The 16111-nt window shown below is 38.8% G+C and carries 15 protein-coding genes and 4 pseudogenes; 7 read left to right on the forward strand and 12 right to left on the reverse strand.

All coding sequences use genetic code 11. The annotated features are described in order from the left end of the window. Positions 1 to 53 precede the first annotated feature (53 nt). Positions 54 to 1216: pseudogene (dsbD, locus tag E3U36_RS07275) on the reverse strand (protein-disulfide reductase DsbD). A 154-nt stretch (positions 1217 to 1370) separates the two neighbouring features. Beyond that, positions 1371 to 2273 (reverse strand): annotated as a pseudogene (locus E3U36_RS07280) (IS5 family transposase). Between the two features lie 14 nt (positions 2274 to 2287). Between E3U36_RS07280 and E3U36_RS07285 the strand changes: the two are divergent. Both E3U36_RS07285 and ybaL read left to right on the forward strand, forming a co-directional pair. Continuing rightward, positions 2288 to 2446, forward strand: coding sequence for a hypothetical protein (locus tag E3U36_RS07285; RefSeq protein WP_180816035.1), 159 nt, complete (start codon positions 2288 to 2290; stop codon positions 2444 to 2446). A 254-nt stretch (positions 2447 to 2700) separates the two neighbouring features. Beyond that, on the forward strand, positions 2701 to 4449 hold the full coding sequence (ybaL, locus tag E3U36_RS07290) for a YbaL family putative K(+) efflux transporter (protein ID WP_180816037.1): 1749 nt from the start codon (positions 2701 to 2703) through the stop codon (positions 4447 to 4449). A gap of 51 nt (positions 4450 to 4500) precedes the next feature. Here ybaL and E3U36_RS07295 read toward each other — a convergent pair. Beyond that, positions 4501 to 5808, reverse strand: a pseudogene (locus tag E3U36_RS07295) (inosine/guanosine kinase). A gap of 97 nt (positions 5809 to 5905) precedes the next feature. Continuing rightward, positions 5906 to 6844: a hypothetical protein gene (locus E3U36_RS07300; protein WP_180816039.1), complete on the reverse strand. Its 939-nt coding sequence runs from the start codon at positions 6842 to 6844 to the stop codon at positions 5906 to 5908. On the opposite strand from E3U36_RS07300, the gene E3U36_RS07305 reads away from it, so the two are divergent. Continuing rightward, positions 6838 to 7761, forward strand: coding sequence for an IS5 family transposase (locus E3U36_RS07305; RefSeq protein WP_180816040.1), 924 nt, complete (start codon positions 6838 to 6840; stop codon positions 7759 to 7761). The genes E3U36_RS07300 and E3U36_RS07305 overlap by 7 nt on opposite strands. Before the next feature lie 45 nt (positions 7762 to 7806). Here the strand turns inward: E3U36_RS07305 and E3U36_RS07310 are convergent, their stop codons facing one another. From E3U36_RS07310 to ybjG, 3 genes are all read right to left on the reverse strand, one after another. Next, on the reverse strand, positions 7807 to 8100 hold the full coding sequence (locus tag E3U36_RS07310) for a Wzz/FepE/Etk N-terminal domain-containing protein (RefSeq protein ID WP_180816042.1): 294 nt from the start codon (positions 8098 to 8100) through the stop codon (positions 7807 to 7809). 265 nt (positions 8101 to 8365) lie between these two features. Beyond that, a complete protein-coding gene (locus E3U36_RS07315) occupies positions 8366 to 9220 on the reverse strand; it encodes an IS5 family transposase (protein ID WP_180816044.1) in 855 nt (284 codons plus the stop codon). A gap of 78 nt (positions 9221 to 9298) precedes the next feature. Beyond that, positions 9299 to 9907, reverse strand: a complete 609-nt coding sequence (ybjG, locus tag E3U36_RS07320; RefSeq protein ID WP_180816045.1) for an undecaprenyl-diphosphate phosphatase — start codon at positions 9905 to 9907, stop codon at positions 9299 to 9301. 105 nt (positions 9908 to 10012) lie between these two features. Between ybjG and E3U36_RS12665 the strand changes: the two are divergent. Beyond that, a pseudogene (locus E3U36_RS12665) lies at positions 10013 to 10301 on the forward strand (recombinase family protein); the annotation flags it as partial. 141 nt (positions 10302 to 10442) lie between these two features. Here E3U36_RS12665 and E3U36_RS07325 read toward each other — a convergent pair. Next, the gene (locus E3U36_RS07325; RefSeq protein ID WP_180816046.1) at positions 10443 to 10826 is read right to left on the reverse strand and encodes a DUF4354 family protein; all 384 of its coding nucleotides are present in this window, start codon (positions 10824 to 10826) and stop codon (positions 10443 to 10445) included. Between the two features lie 605 nt (positions 10827 to 11431). Then, positions 11432 to 11629 (reverse strand): GrxA family glutaredoxin, encoded by a 198-nt coding sequence (locus E3U36_RS07330; protein ID WP_180816047.1) that lies wholly within the window; start codon positions 11627 to 11629, stop codon positions 11432 to 11434. Positions 11630 to 11814: 185 nt separating this feature from the next. Between E3U36_RS07330 and E3U36_RS07335 the strand changes: the two genes are divergently transcribed. The 3 genes from E3U36_RS07335 to E3U36_RS07345 all read left to right on the forward strand — a co-directional run bounded on the left by E3U36_RS07335 (position 11815) and on the right by E3U36_RS07345 (position 13638). Next, positions 11815 to 12120 (forward strand): DUF1418 family protein, encoded by a 306-nt coding sequence (locus E3U36_RS07335; RefSeq protein ID WP_180816048.1) that lies wholly within the window; start codon positions 11815 to 11817, stop codon positions 12118 to 12120. Positions 12121 to 12251: 131 nt separating this feature from the next. Continuing rightward, positions 12252 to 12746, forward strand: a complete 495-nt coding sequence (locus E3U36_RS07340) for a type III secretion system chaperone family protein (protein ID WP_180816049.1) — start codon at positions 12252 to 12254, stop codon at positions 12744 to 12746. 229 nt (positions 12747 to 12975) lie between these two features. After that, positions 12976 to 13638 (forward strand): hypothetical protein, encoded by a 663-nt coding sequence (locus E3U36_RS07345; protein ID WP_180816050.1) that lies wholly within the window; start codon positions 12976 to 12978, stop codon positions 13636 to 13638. A 302-nt stretch (positions 13639 to 13940) separates the two neighbouring features. On the opposite strand, the gene artM is transcribed toward E3U36_RS07345, so the two are convergent. Genes artM through artJ form a run of 3 tightly spaced genes read right to left on the reverse strand, consistent with a single transcriptional unit; the run spans position 13941 to position 16102 of the window. Next, positions 13941 to 14606, reverse strand: coding sequence for an arginine ABC transporter permease ArtM (artM, locus tag E3U36_RS07350; protein WP_180816052.1), 666 nt, complete (start codon positions 14604 to 14606; stop codon positions 13941 to 13943). Next, positions 14603 to 15343, reverse strand: coding sequence for an arginine ABC transporter permease ArtQ (artQ, locus tag E3U36_RS07355; RefSeq protein ID WP_180816053.1), 741 nt, complete (start codon positions 15341 to 15343; stop codon positions 14603 to 14605). Before artQ ends, artM begins: the two co-directional genes overlap by 4 nt. A 12-nt stretch (positions 15344 to 15355) precedes the next feature. Continuing rightward, complete coding sequence (artJ, locus tag E3U36_RS07360) at positions 15356 to 16102, reverse strand: arginine ABC transporter substrate-binding protein (RefSeq protein ID WP_180817576.1); 747 nt, start codon at positions 16100 to 16102, stop codon at positions 15356 to 15358. Between the last annotated feature and the right edge of the window lie 9 nt (positions 16103 to 16111).

A 16111-nucleotide genomic window follows, 5' to 3' on the forward strand; every position in this document is an offset into this window, starting at 1 on the left:
ATGTTGTTATAAGAGTTGTAGTACAGAGTTCAGTACTTGCTCACGTTGCATGTTTATTTCCCTTGCCGTTGCGTAATTTGTTCTAAATGCTGATAGAACATTTTGCTATTCATAAAACCATAAACCCTTGAATTAGGTAATTCGATGCCTTTATCATCATAGAAAATAATGGTGGGTAATCCATAGACATCGAGATATTGTAAAAGAGATTTTTGTTCAACATTATTTTCTGTCACATTGGCTTGCAGTAATAACATATTATCCAGTTTACTTTTGACCTTGGGATAACTAAAGGTATATTTTTCAAACTCCCTACAGGCGACACACCAATCAGCATAAAAATCAAGCATAACTATTTTGCTAGTATTATTGTTTATTGCTTGTTTGATTTCTTGCCAATTTTTTACCTGTTTAAATTTTAAATCCATATGGTCTTGTGGTTTTGATATGGCTGGTATTTGCCAAACTCCATTTTGTAGCGGCTGGGCTGCTGCTATGATAGCTAATAGTAAAAATAAGATCTGTCCAATCCGCGCCCAGCCGTTATGTTTCTTAAGTAATAGAATGAACACCCATATACAAAATGCAGTTATCAATAAACTGCTTAACCTAAGACTCCAGATCTCTCCAAAAATCCGCTCGAGTAAGAAAATGGGTAACGCTAAGATCACAAAGCCAAACGCTTCTTTAACATATTGCATCCAAGGGCCGCTACGAGGAAGTAGTCGATGGCCAAATAATATTATGCCAATAATTGGCAGCCCCATACCTAATGCATATAGGTAAAGTGTTAGACTTCCGATTAACAGATTTCCGCTTTGGGCAATATAAAGCAAAATAGCACTGAGTGGCGCTGTGGTACAGGGAGAACAGATAAGTCCGGCCAGTGCGCCCATAATAAATACACCAAAATAAGATCCTGCTTTTTGGTGGTCGCTCCAATTAATCAGTTTTGTTTGCAGTGAAGATGGTAGCTGTAGGTTATAAAAGCCAAACATCGAAAATGCCAGAAGAATAAACAGAACGGAAATTATGATCAAAACATAGGGGTGCTGAAGTGCGCTTGAAATGATAAACCGGCCGCTGCAACAATTAGCCCTAATAGGGTATAAGTGAGAGCAATTCTTTGAACATAACTAAAAGCTAACCAAAAAATTTTTATTAAACTTTTGGGTCTTTGCTTACCTAATATAATACCTGAAATTAAAGGGTACATCGGTAAGACGCAAGGAGTAAATGCAACACCAATACCGAATAGCAGTGCCCATAAAGGTGAAAAAGGTTGCTCTGTTTTTCCGCTAGTCGCTTTTTTCGGGCTTTGTTGAATAAATCAGAATTAGCCGACAGGATGGCTCCCTCTGCTACACCTGTTATCCGATCCTGACGCTGTGTGGCATACCCAACAACGTCATACGGTTCAGAGCTTTGACCATCGCCATTGCTTCACCTACCTGAGCCTCATAGTCACGCAGGCTCAGATGGCCACCCAGCAAAGTTTTTATGCGGAACATCGCTGTTTCTGCCACTGAACGCCGGTGATAACCCACTTTCTTTTTCCACATATCATTACTCCTGCTCAGACGCTGATTCGCCACCGCATGGTTACGTTCATGGTACTTGTCCGGCTAGTATTTCGCTCCGCTTCGCGGCGGGATAAGGGGCCTGATTTTCTTTCTTAGCAACGCATCGTGGCAGTAACAGGCGTCATAAGCACCGTCTGCTGACACTTCCCTGATTTTCCGGTGGTTTTGGTTAATCAGGCCCGGCAGTGCCTGCGCATCTGTCGTTCCGCTGAGCGATAAGTCGGCACAGATAATCTCATGATTCACACTGTCTGCTGCCAGATGAAGCTTGCGCCACACTCTTCGTCTGTCAGCCCCATGCTGCCTGACTTTCCATTCACCTTCGCCAAAGACCTTCAGACCGGTACTGTCGATGACCAGATGCGAGATTTCACCACGCGTTGGCGTTTTTATGCTGATGTTGACGCTCTTTGCTCGTCTGCTGACCAGCGAGTAGTCCGGACAGCACAGCGGCAAAGACATGAGTTTAAAAATCGAATCAACGAAGCCCTGTAATGCCCGGAGCGACAGGTTAAACACACGCTTCATCATCAGGACAGTGGTAACAGCCATATCGCTGTAGTAAAGCGGCCGGCCACGACCTTCAGGCGAAGAACTGTCAGTCCATCCAGCGATGGCCGACTCATCAAGCCAGACCGTCAGGGAACCGCGTTGTCTGAGTGCCTTGTTGTACGCGGGCCAGTTGGTAATTTTAAACTTTTACTTTGCCATGGGGACCTGATGTTGAAACGAATTTAGCGATCAGATCCGCCAATCACCTAAAAGTTCGATTTATTCAACAAAGCCAAAGTGTATTGAATGAATTACTTCAACCTGGATTTTTTATCATTATCATTTTTTTTGACCACATTATTACCAAATAAGAATAAAAAAAAGAATAATAGTTTATTTTATAATATATTATAAAATAATAAATAATAAATAATAGTTATAATAGTTAATATGGTTATTTACTTGGCAATTTTTATAAAAAAACAAGCTATTTGTTTTCTTTTTATCGTTAACTGCTTTTTTATTATTTATAACGTAATTTTTTAGCGCTTTTTTAGTCTATAGCAGATAAAATCAGTTTGAATTCTACATGACGTATTTTGTCATCCCAAAAAGAGGAGATTTAATGGATCATTCAGCATCATCCCTCATCACAACAATTGTTGGTGGTTTAGCTCTTGCCTATCTATTTGGTATGATTGCACAACGGCTAAGGATATCACCGTTAGTCGGCTATTTATTGGCCGGTGTTCTTATTGGTCCATTTACGCCAGGTTTTGTTGCAAATACAAGTTTAGCCAGTGAACTCGCCGAAATTGGTGTTATATTATTGATGTTTGGTGTTGGCTTACATTTTTCCTTAAAAGATCTTTTAGCCGTAAAATCGATTGCTATTCCTGGTGCTATCTCTCAAATAATTACTGCCACCTTATTAGGTCTTGGTTTAGCCATGCTATTTGGTTGGGGTATATTTGCTGGTATCGTTTTTGGCCTTTGTCTCTCAACAGCCAGTACTGTAGTGCTATTAAGAGCATTAGAAGAACGTCAACTGATCGATAGTAAACGAGGCCGAATTGCCATTGGCTGGCTGATTGTCGAAGATTTAGTCATGGTCTTGACTCTGGTATTGCTGCCAGCAATTGCCGGTATTCTCGATAGTTATAATGCCAGTTTTAGTGAGCTAGCCATTAAATTAACCATTACCGTTGGTAAAGTGGCGATTTTTATCATCATTACCCTTTTCATCGGTCGCCAACTTATTCCATGTATGCTAGCTCGTACTGCGGCAACCGGTTCTCGTGAATTATTCACACTAGCGGTTTTAGTACTAGCACTCGGTATTGCCTATGCCGCGGTAACTCTATTTAATGCTTCTGTTGCCCTTGGCGCATTTTTCGCCGGTATGATCCTAAATGAATCTGAATTAAGTCATCGAGCTGCACAAGATACACTACCTTTGCGAGATGCATTTGCAGTTCTATTTTTTGTATCGGTCGGTATGCTTCTAGACCCTATTATATTAATAGAACATCCATTCGCGGTATTGGCGGTTTTAGCAATTATTACTATTGGTAAATCACTCGCCGCATTACTGTTAGTGAGACTATTTGGTCATAGCCGCAGAACCGCCTTAACTATCGCAATAAGTCTGGCACAAATCGGTGAATTCTCTTTCATCCTGGCCGGAATGGGAATAACTCTCAATGTGTTTGATAGTCAAGCGCCAAACCTGGTTTTAGCTGGTGCTATCGTCTCTATTATGATTAATCCATTACTATTTAGCTTACTTGACCGTTATCTGAAAAAAACCGAAACAACAGAGGAAGAATTATTAGATGAAACGCAGGAAGAAGTTGCACAAATTCCTGTAGATATTTGCGGTCATGCAATTATTGTTGGTTATGGTCGTGTTGGTACTATTCTGGCTGAAAAATTACGCCAAAAAAATATCCCGATTGTCGTTATTGAAAATACACGCGCCCGATTTGAAGAATTAGCTAAAAATGGCTTCCGTTCACTAATTGGCAATGCCGTAAATAAAGCACTAATGAAGCTGGCTCGCATAGATTGTGCCCAAACACTATTAGTCACCGTTCCAAATGGTTATGAAGCTGGGCAAATCATTGAGAAGGCTAGGTCATTAAACCCTGATATCACTATTATTGTTCGTGCCCACTATGATGATGAAGTTAGATATATTCGTGAACGTGGCGCAAATCACATCGTTGTTGGTGAACATGAAATAGCCAAAACCATGGCACTTTTTCTGTCTAAAAAGAAAACAGTAGGCTGTACCATTAATAATAATGACGATAATTTATTATCAGGCACTAAAGATTTAGATAAATACTTAAAACATGATACTTCTAACTAGCCGATAAAAATAAATCAGGGGAAATATTGGCTTTCTCCTGATTTTATTTAATTACCTTTCACAGTAAGATTCCTCTAAACTATCTTCTTTTTCAGGCAAACTTCGCGTTAAACGTGGTGAATGTTGAATAAGTACCTGATAACTTACTCTATTAGCATATTTACACACCTGTGATAAGGAAGAATATGTCAGGTAGGGCAAAAAATGTTTTGTTGAATTAGGTATATTTAAACGATAAAAAAGATTGGCGGTAATATCGTGTAATAAAGCAGACAGTCCACTATCACCAGCTCCATTGGTATTCATGATTTTTTCTGGCCCACCCATATAAGGCTCAATATGTGAATAGATCCTAAAAGGAAGCTGACTCTCTTTTTTCCTCATCGCCCGGCTAAATTCATAACGATTAAATTGATCAATCGCACCAGACAATAGAGGATGCTGAGTTTCTCTTTTATAGGTTGATTCGGTATAACCAGCCATGTAGAGTCCATCAGCACCGGCGGTACAAAGCACCAGATCAACCCAATCAAGCACTTTATCGGCAGCTAATAAGGGATCTTTGATCTTCGTCAACTCTAACGCTTCATCTTCGTTCATTGCCACAACAGAAACATATTTAGCGAGAAAATCTTACCAAAAGGAGGGATCATCGGCAATAACAAATTTAGTGCCCAATGTCAGTCACACCGGCACATCATGTTTTTTAGCATATTCTATTGCTTGCATTGTTGCGGCAGGCATCGTTTCACCAGGTTGGCAGCGGACAAGATAAGCAGTAATAACCAGTGCTGATGCTTCTGCAATAATTTGCTTTGGAATACTATCAGGACGCAATTGGTTCATTAACCCTGGACTAATTGCAAATGTTCGTTCACCATTTTCCGTAATTAAGGTAAAACAGCGACCAATCGGACCATCAACACCCTGTAAATAATTTAAATCCATCCGGCTCTAAGTATGGCATAAATAACGATAGGCAGAGCTACCAATTTGAATGTTATTACACATCGTACCCAATAACACAGATCTATCATCAGCTAATAACGAGTAATTATGTAAAGTATTCCCTATCGTGCCACCAGCAAATTCATGACTAATAAGATTGCGCTCCGTTAACTCACGATAAAGTTCTTCAGCAGTAGTCTCTTCAATAACGAGTGAGTGCCCCTGACTAAGTTGATAACGCTGAATAAAATCATCATCAACTTTTGCTTCAATATCAACCAAAGTTTGATCTATACCAACTATATATGCATGATCACTGTCACTATTGATTAACTCTTGATTGGATAATAAGGGATCTCGAATACTAACAGGAAAATAGTGCTTGGACTTACGTTGACCAGGGAATTTCAGAATAGGTAGATTAGTAATAACGAAAGGAGCGAGTCTAACATAACTAACATCATTGAGCAGCAGGAAAATTACCTGCCGCTTATATAAAATTATCTCATCAGACTTGTTGCTTGCGGCTATTTATCATATGACGTAATAAAACATAAACACAACCCAAAATTAAACCGGTTAGTCCAGCTAATACAACTATATACATTTGCTTGGGTGCCTGTTTAGCAAGCGGTAAAGTTGGCTTTTGTATATATTTCACCGGCTGAAACCAAATATTTTTAGTGTCTAACGCCTGTAATTGCTGGATATATTGTTGGCTATTTAAAAGTTCAGGATCTAATGTTAGCTGATCATTATCCTGTTCAATAATAGCTAACTTTTTAGCTAAAGCTTCTGAACCTAATGCAATAGGGTAATCTAAATCATCGTGAATAAAGTTATGAGTAGTTGAAACCGGTTTTTTAACTCCAACAGATTGAGTTATTGTTAACGAATTCTTCAACCGCTGAACCGCAACCCGATTAGCATTTTTTAAAGCCGTCAACTTAATAGCATATTTACCTTTAGCATAAACAATCTGTTGTGCTATTTTTTCATTTAACTCGGCTTTAATTTCCTGTCTTATACTAGAGCCAACATAACGCAGATAATCATACAATAAATTCTGGGCATCTTGAGTAGTTGCCGCAGAAAACTCTACGCTTGCTTCTATCGGCTGCGTAATATTATCTACATTATGATTTGCATTTTTACTAAAAATGACGTTGCCAACAGTAATATTATTTATCATATCACGTAAAAGCTGTTGTTCTCTCTCTAAGGATTGTGACTCTGTTGATTTAACTAACTGCTGAAAATAGTCACTACTTTTCAGAAAATTTTCCTGTAACAACTGAGAACGATAAGCATCAAGAAATTTTGCATAAACTTGCTCAGCATCGATATTTGTTTCAACATCCATTAGGCTTTGTTGAATAAATCGAACTTTTAGGTGATTGGCGGATCTGATCGCTAAATTCGTTTCAACATCAGGTCCCCATGGCAAAGCAAAAGTTTAAAATTACCAACTGGCCAGCGTACAACAAGGCACTCAGACAACGCGGTTCCCTGACGGTCTGGCTTGATGAGTCGGCCATCGCTGGATGGACTGACAGTTCTTCGCCTGAAGGTCGTGGCCGGCCGCTTTACTACAGCGATATGGCTGTTACCACTGTCCTGATGATGAAGCGTGTGTTTAACCTGTCGCTCCGGGCATTACAGGGCTTCGTTGATTCGATTTTTAAACTCATGTCTTTGCCGCTGTGCTGTCCGGACTACTCGCTGGTCAGCAGACGAGCAAAGAGCGTCAACATCAGCATAAAAACGCCAACGCGTGGTGAAATCTCGCATCTGGTCATCGACAGTACCGGTCTGAAGGTCTTTGGCGAAGGTGAATGGAAAGTCAGGCAGCATGGGGCTGACAGACGAAGAGTGTGGCGCAAGCTTCATCTGGCAGCAGACAGTGTGACTCATGAGATTATCTGTGCCGACTTATCGCTCAGCGGAACGACAGATGCGCAGGCACTGCCGGGCCTGATTAACCAAACCCACCGGAAAATCAGGGAAGTGTCAGCAGACGGTGCTTATGACGCCTGTTACTGCCACGATGCGTTGCTAAGAAAGAAAATCAGGCCCCTTATCCCGCCGCGAAGCGGAGCGAAATACTGGCCGGACAAGTACCATGAACGTAACCATGCGGTGGCGAATCAGCGTCTGAGCAGGAGTAATGATATGTGGAAAAAGAAAGTGGGTTATCACCGGCGTTCAGTGGCAGAAACAGCGATGTTCCGCATAAAAACTTTGCTGGGTGGCCATCTGAGGCTGCGTGACTATGAGGCTCAGGTAGGTGAAGCAATGGCGATGGTCAAAGCGCTGAACCGTATGACGTTGTTGGGTATGCCACACAGCGTCAGGATCGGATAACAGGTGTAGCAGAGGGAGCCATCCTGGCGGCTAATTCTGATTTATTCAACAAAGCCCATCCATTACTCTTAATTGACTAAGGAACTCATTCAGCTTAAACGTTTCTTGAGCGGTAGGTTGAACAATCATGGCTTTGCTTGCCCATTTTTGTGGTAAAAATAACGACCAACAAAAAGCGGCTGCGGACAATACGGCAACAAAAATCGCAATCAACAATTTAGATCGATAAAGAATAGAAAAAAGTTCAAATAAATCAATTTCATCATCTTGTTTCGTATCGGTAGAATAAAAAGAGGGGTCGAGTTCTGTAGTTGCATCTAATAATGGTATATTTGTCATAGGTTATAGCTTCTAACAGTTATGTTGTTAATAAATAATTATAAATGCTCATCTACTTTTATTTTACACAGGCTTGAAGAACTAAATAATCAAATAATTATCATCGAACTAGAAAAGTTTAGTCATAATATTCTATATTGCCAAAATTAATAAAACACACAACTCATATTTATCAATAATGTTTTTATTTTTGCAATCACTATATTTCAGGCTTTGTTGAATAAATCAGAATTAGCCGCCAGGATGGCTCCCTCTGCTACAGCTGTTATCCGATCCTGACGCTGTGTGGCATACCCAACAACGTCATACGGTTCAGCGCTTTGACCATCGCCATTGCTTCACCTACCTGAGCCTCATAGTCACGCAGCCTCAGATGGCCACCCAGCAAAGTTTTTATGCGGAACATCGCTGTTTCTGCCACTGAACGCCGGTGATAACCCACTTTCTTTTTCCACATATCATTACTCCTGCTCAGACGCTGATTCGCCACCGCATGGTTACGTTCATGGTACTTGTCCGGCCAGTATTTCGCTCCGCTTCGCGGCGGGATAAGGGGCCTGATTTTCCGGTGGGTTTGGTTAATCAGGCCCGGCAGTGCCTGCGCATCTGTCGTTCCGCTGAGCGATAAGTCGGCACAGATAATCTCATGAGTCACACTGTCTGCTGCCAGATGAAGCTTGCGCCACACTCTTCGTCTGTCAGCCCCATGCTGCCTGACTTTCCATTCACCTTCGCCAAAGACCTTCAGACCGGTACTGTCGATGACCAGATGCGAGATTTCACCACGCGTTGGCGTTTTTATGCTGATGTTGACGCTCTTTGCTCGTCTGCTGACCAGCGAGTAGTCCGGACAGCACAGCGGCAAAGACATGAGTTTAAAAATCGAATCAACGAAGCCCTGTAATGCCCGGAGCGACAGGTTAAACACACGCTTCATCATCAGGACAGTGGTAACAGCCATATCGCTGTAGTAAAGCGGCCGGCCACGACCTTCAGGCGAAGAACAGTCAGTCCATCCAGCGATGGCCGACTCATCAAGCCAGACCGTCAGGGAACCGCGTTGTCTGAGTGCCTTGTTGTACGCGGGCCAGTTGGTAATTTTAAACTTTTGCTTTGACATGGGGACCTGATGTTGAAACGAATTTAGCGATCAGATCCGCCAATCACCTAAAAGTTCGATTTATTCAACAAAGCCTATTCAACCTCTAATCCAACCTTTTTTAATTAAAGGCGAAAATAAGATTTGATAAGCTTTTATTATATATGGTAGTAATTTATCGCCACCAATTTTCCAGATTGTTTGACTAACTCCACAAGCTATAATCGCAACCAAAAATGCACCTGCCATATCTAAAGGCCAATGTACACCGAGAAAAATTCTAGCCCACGCAATTGTGAACGCCGGTATAAATAATAACAGCCCAATCCAATTTCTGAACCAGAATAAAAAGCCAAAAGCGAAGGTAAAAGCAATAGTAGCATGATTACTGGGAAATGATGGTGTTGGGGCATGAGCAAGAAAATGTTGGCCTATCCCCAACATAAAAGGTCGTTCTTGTGGGAAAATTACGCCAATAAAACCGGAAATAGCTAAACCGATAATAACTGCGAGAACGGTTTTACAGACAAACACTCTTTGGCGAACTAGATTTTTCGATGATCCCCAAAGCCAGCAGGCAATGGTAATTAAGGGAAATATAAGAATGAGTCGTTTAGCCAAAAAAATTGCCAGTGTTAATGTACCAATGGATGTAATTGGGCTGGCATTAATAAAACTAAACAAACTTAAGTTAATATCGTTTAGCAAGGTAGAGCCCTCATTGAATATGTATCCTGATTATTTATATTAGATAGCTAAGGGTAAAATGTCTTTTACATAGGGTAAAGTAAGTTTGGTAATATTTTTATAAAACTTCTTCATTTATTAAAAGAATTCGATGCTCAGGGCGTGGGCGTCCGGTTTGTTGATGATGGGACAAGCAGCTGATGGTGAAATGGGAAAAATAGTCGGCACCACTCTCTGTACCGTGGCTCAGGTTTAGCAACGGAGAATACTAGCGCACACGAATCAAGATAGACAGGAGGGAAGTTTAAAAGTATCGTTTTGGCCGCAGGCGTACCATGGATAGCAACATTGTGTTAGCCCTTCATCAGAAAGGCACTGGCCAACAGAAATTGCCCGTAAGCTCAATGTTGCCTGATCTACGGTTTATAAAATTGTGAAATACGAAAAGGCCGCTAGAGCGGCCCAAATTTACATAATAACAATATGATAGTAAAAGATTTTATATATCATATAGCCCCTGCAAATGATACCCTTTTTGTATGCGCTTAGTCGGAGATTAGCATTGCGAAGACCATTTTACGAATTTGGCGTTATAGACAGATTCATCGTCGCTGACGAAGGTGGCTTCTCCAGCTTTTGGGCTGTCTTTCAATATTCCCAGTAGCTCAGCCTGCACCAGCCGTCCATCAAACTCTTTGCCTTTTTCATTGAACGCTTTGTAGCAGCCGACATCACCGGTTAATTCAATTGGCTGATCAATTACACTATATACAACAACATTAAACGTTTTTTCATACTTCGGCTGCCCTTCAATCACCACCGTACCTTCTGAGGAGGGAATAGCTTGGATGATCAGTTTATTATGTAAATCTTTTGCTGCTATGGAAGAAAATGAGAGTAGAACAAGTGAAGAAAGAAGGACCTTATATACCATTTTCATTGACAACCTCCTTTATGAACATGAACAATTAGTCATTTATTCGGCAGCCAGATTACGGGGTAAATAAGAGTAAAACAAGCGAAGAAAGAAGAACTGTAGCTACGTTTTTCATTAACTTCCTTCTTCATGAACAACTAGTCATTTATTTGGCAATCAGATTTGAGGTAAAACTTAAATCCTGACTTAATAGATATTATTTAATGCTTACTACGCGGTTATAATTTTTTTACCGAATTTGCACCATTTTTATCCATATTGGTAATCACGGTGGTGAACGTCAAATTATTGTAACCTTGCGAGGTCGATTAGATAGTATGAATAAAAAACCGATAGTTTAAATAGGACATAATTTAAACTATCGTATTCCTCAATAATTTGGGGACATTCAAAGAAAAGCAGTGGCATAAGTTAAGACTATTTATTATTCATAAAGTTCTTAAAGAAGAAAAAAAAGCATTTTTTGATCAAAAAATGCTTTTGTGATTTGTGCCTGAAACTTAACATATAACATTAAAACAGAAAATAATTTTAATAAAATCAGTTAATTAAGATAGTAGATGTTTTTTTGCGTAGGCTTCAAAATCTGTACAACCACCAATATGTTGCTAATCAATAAAAATTTGCGGAACAGTCTCAACAGGTTTACCCGCTTTTTTAGCTAAGTCAGCTTTAGTGATCCCCTCCGCTTGTATGTCAACATAATTATAATCAAAATCATTACGTTCATGTTTTAATTTTTCTGCTAATTCTTTTGCTCGGACGCAATAGGGGCAACCAGAGCGACCAAAAATGACAGTAAACATCATATCTCCTTCAACTAAATTTTATTTATTATCTACAGTTCAATTACTATGCCTATAGTTAGCGTCAAAAAAAGCACAATTTATATTTATTGCTATCTGAAATGTTAACAATTACCTAATATAACAGGATAGTGTTTTTTAACAGGAAACATAGATTGTTATGAGCAAAAAAAAAATTATCCGCTATGCGTTCTTTCGGTGATATGCCTAAATTTGTGATAATACTCGAAGTTATTGGTTTATTATTACTGTTATTGGTCTATTTAGTGATAAATAACTATATTGAATTAGCTGCTTTATTTATGAAAAAAGGTGTTTTGCTTGCTATGATTATGCTAGCAATTGGTTGTATGATACCGGCCATCGTTCATATTGTTTGGCGGGCGCTGCCTAAGCTTAGTTTTTTCGGCATTGACCAACAAAAAAATAGTTCGGAACATCACCAACGCAAGCTAAAAGCTAAACAGTGTAATCATCGCAAGATGGATTAAATTATGAGTAGGAATGGCTCGTTAAATATGATTTAACATGATAAAATATGGTCTGTTTTTGGTTTAAGATGATAGATAGCGAATTTTCTTAGGTAGAATTGTTAGTATTTTGTGTAAAATAAGGTTAATTAATGGATTCAATTTGTTTCCCTGACATAGCTAAATTGCGAAAGTGGCTTGTTCAACTCAAAACTTCATATTTTGAATGTGATAATTGCCAGGCATTGCATTTGCCACATATGCAAAATATTGATGGTATTTTCGATGCTAAAGTTGATATTGTTGAAAACATATTAGTTTTCTCTGTTTTGGCTGAACTCAAACCGACATCGATTATTACCCTATTAGCAAATTTAAGCCAAATTAATGCCAGCTCATTAACGGCAAAAGCATTTATGGAAATTAATGATGAAAATTTGCCTAAACTAGTGGTTAGTCAATCTTTTTCGTTATTGGCTGGCATGACTTGTAATCAATTCTCCAGTTTTCTTCAGCAAGCAGAAGAGCAGATGGCGGCTATTATTTTTGAAGTTTATAACAATGATCTACTGTATAGCGGTCAAGAAGATATTGACGATGAAGAGCTATCAGAGCGACCTTTACCTGCCAGCTTTCTGCTACATTAAGTTATAAAAATAGATGCAATCGGCATCTGCCACTCATGTGGATGGATAATGGATTATCTATTTTACATTTATGAAGATTAAAAGAATAACAATAAATCTCAGACTATTTATTACTTTAAAAGGTCCGGCTATTTTGCTAGATTCTTTTTATTCCTGTTAACCGCTTCGTTTGCATTTTATCTACCAAATAATATTCGAATAATAACCGCTTGCTAAAAGGAATTAGAATATGATCAGTTCATCGCAATCTGCTAGTGTCAATAATATTGAATCTTCCGTTGCTTCCAGTCCTAATTTTGATCCGATAAAAGTAGAAATCGATAAAAAAATCGACAATAAATTTGTATTGGTTTTTAGTGGATTTTCTGGCATGGGATATGAAAATACAGAAAAATTACAAGACTATATAACAAAAGAGATAAAACAAAATATTGATGAGCATGGGATTCATAATTTACTTATTGTTGCCGGCGCGACTCCTGAAGGTATTGGCTGTGTCTATGATATTGCTAAAAATTTAGGGGTAAGCACTTTTGGCATTGTTTCACAACAAGCTTCAACAAATAGCCTATCAAAAAATTGTGAGAGTGTTACGCAAATAAAGGATCCAGATAACAGCTGGAAAGTTTTGGATGATTCTGGTGATTCTTATATGGTATACGATGCAAGTAAAAATGGATGTTTTTTAGCGTTTGGTGGGGGCAGTGTTACTCTAAGTGAATTAGAAGAAGCGGCTGGCAAAGGTATTAAAACAAAAATTTTTCCTGAGTTGTTGCCAGATCCAATTAATTTAGACGGTAAATTAGCGCAAGGAAAAACAATGGCTGAAATATGTTCAATACAAACAAAATATACAAAAGAGATAGAGTATAAAAATAATCTCTCTAGCTGATTTACATAAACGAATAAGGCAATATATTTAGCCCGCCATTTATTCTTAATAGCTAGGGTAGTTTGCTATCTTACAAAATGGAGTGATTATTTTAATTGTAAAAACTCTCAGTCTCTTGATGGTTATATTGGATTAAACAAAAAAACATTTATCAAGTGGTGTTCAGTGTTATTGATATCTTACATATTATAGATTTTAGACGTTAAAGATTAGCACACATTGAACACATCAAGTCTTTGCGTAATTAGTTAAAAAATTACCATAAATATAGTTTTCTTTATTAGAAGGCTAGATTTATTTGGTTAAATTTTTTCAAAAGATAAAGTGTATTGTTCAAGCCAACGCATTAATAAAGTCAAAATGCCATTCACGCATAAATAGATAATTCCCGCTGCAATAAAAACATCGACATTATAAGTTTGGCCAAAAATTTGTCGGCTATATCCCATAATTTCTAATAGCGTTATGGTACTTGCTAGTGAAGTGCTTTTAAAGATAAGGATCACCTCATTAGAATAGGATGAAAGTGCACGTTTAAGCGCGTAAGGCAAAAAAATTCTTAGGGTTTGGTAATTTGACATACCTAACGCCTGACAAGATTGCCAGCTAGCTTTAGGAATTGCTTTTACTGCACCATGAAATAATAAGGTGGAATAGGCGGCGCTATTAAGCGCTAACGCTAACAGGGCACAAACCCATGGAGTAGAAATCAATGCCCATAATGCAGGGTACTCTTTTAGTGCGGGAAATTGACCGGGTCCATAGTAAATCAAAAAAAATTGAACCAGCAAAGGAGTGCCGGTAAATAGAGTAATATAGCCATGAATAATAGCTGAAAAAATCGCTGTTTTTAACGATAAAATAATAGTCAAAAATAGTGCTAACAAAAAGGCAATCAGTAACGCGCATAATGTTAATGATAGACTGGTTGGTAAGCCTGGCAGCAATGACATGATTAAATCGATCATTTTGCGACTCCCCGTTCAAACTGAGTTGTGCGTAATTCAATGCGACGTAAAATAAATTGACTTACCAGGGTGATAACCAGGTAGATTAATGCCACAATTAAGTACCAAGTAAAAGGTTCCTGAGTACGATTGACAATCGTTTTGGTTTGCAACATCAAGTCATTTACGCTAATCAGTGAAACCAATGCAGTATCTTTTAGCAATACCAGCCATTGATTGCCTAAGCCAGGTAATGCATGACGCCACATTTGGGGCATAATAAGCCGTAGGAAAGCAATATTTTGATTGAGACCCAATGCATGAGCTGATTCCCATTGGCCGGATGGTATCGCTTTTAGGGCGCCTCTTAAGGTTTGCGATGCATAGTCGGCATAGAGTAGAGCAAGAGCAACAACACCACAAAAAAAAGGGATAAAATCGAATTCACTATTTTGTGGGAAGAACCATTCAGGATCAACTTGCCAGGTTGTTTGCCAGAAAATGAAATTAATATTAATGCCGTCACCTAACAACATAATAAATTGTAATGTGCCATAGTAAACGAACAGCACAACTAATAATTCAGGTAATCCGCGAATTAAAGTCACCCAGCAAGAACCAAGCAAGGCTACAGGCCGCCAGCGAGCAGATTCCCAAGCAGTAAATAACAGGGCTAATAATAGCCCTAGTATCAAAGAGATACCAGCAAGAGTAATCGTCAAACCGGCGGCATTTATTAGAAACAACAGATTATTCATCACGATAATCGACTATTTTTGCAACCATTTTTGATAGATAGCATCATAGGTGCTGACATCTTGTTTTAATTGTGCCATTGCTTTATTTAATTTATCTAGCAGCGCTTTGTTTCCTTTGCGTACCGCAATACCCAGACCCACACCAAAATAATTAGCATCTGTTATTTTTTCACCCACGGCGGCAAGGTTTTCGTTACCTTTTGTTTTTAACCATTCCGTTGTAACAGCGGTATCTCCAAACACAGCATCTATACGGCCATTTTGTAAATCGAGGATAGCAGTTTGGTAATTATCATACGGGACAGCTTGCATCTCTTTATGCTGTTGGCTGATATATTTTTGATGGGTGGTTCCATTTTGCACGCCAACTTTTTTATCTTTTAATAATGATATTTTATTAATTTTATTTTTTACTGCGATAAATGTTGCTGAGTTATTATAATAACTATCAGTAAAATCAACTTGTTTTTGCCGCTCTGGGGTAATATCAATTCCAGCCATCAAAGCATCAAATCGACGCATTTTCAAACTGGGGATTAAGCTCTCAAAAGATTGATGAGTAAATGTACAGTTGGCATTGAGTTTTTTACATATAGCATTGGCCAGATCAATATCAAAACCGACAATGTTATTATTGGCATCAATTGATTCGAATGGGGCATATGTTGCTTCAGTTGCAAAGCGTATTGTCTCTTTTGGTGAGGCTAATACTGATATGGATAGGCTGCATAAGATAATAGCTAACAGTGATTTTTTCATTACGTTATT

Origin of the sequence: Arsenophonus endosymbiont of Aphis craccivora (assembly GCF_013460135.1) — a bacterium.
In the GTDB taxonomy this organism is placed as follows: domain Bacteria; phylum Pseudomonadota; class Gammaproteobacteria; order Enterobacterales; family Enterobacteriaceae; genus Arsenophonus; species Arsenophonus nilaparvatae.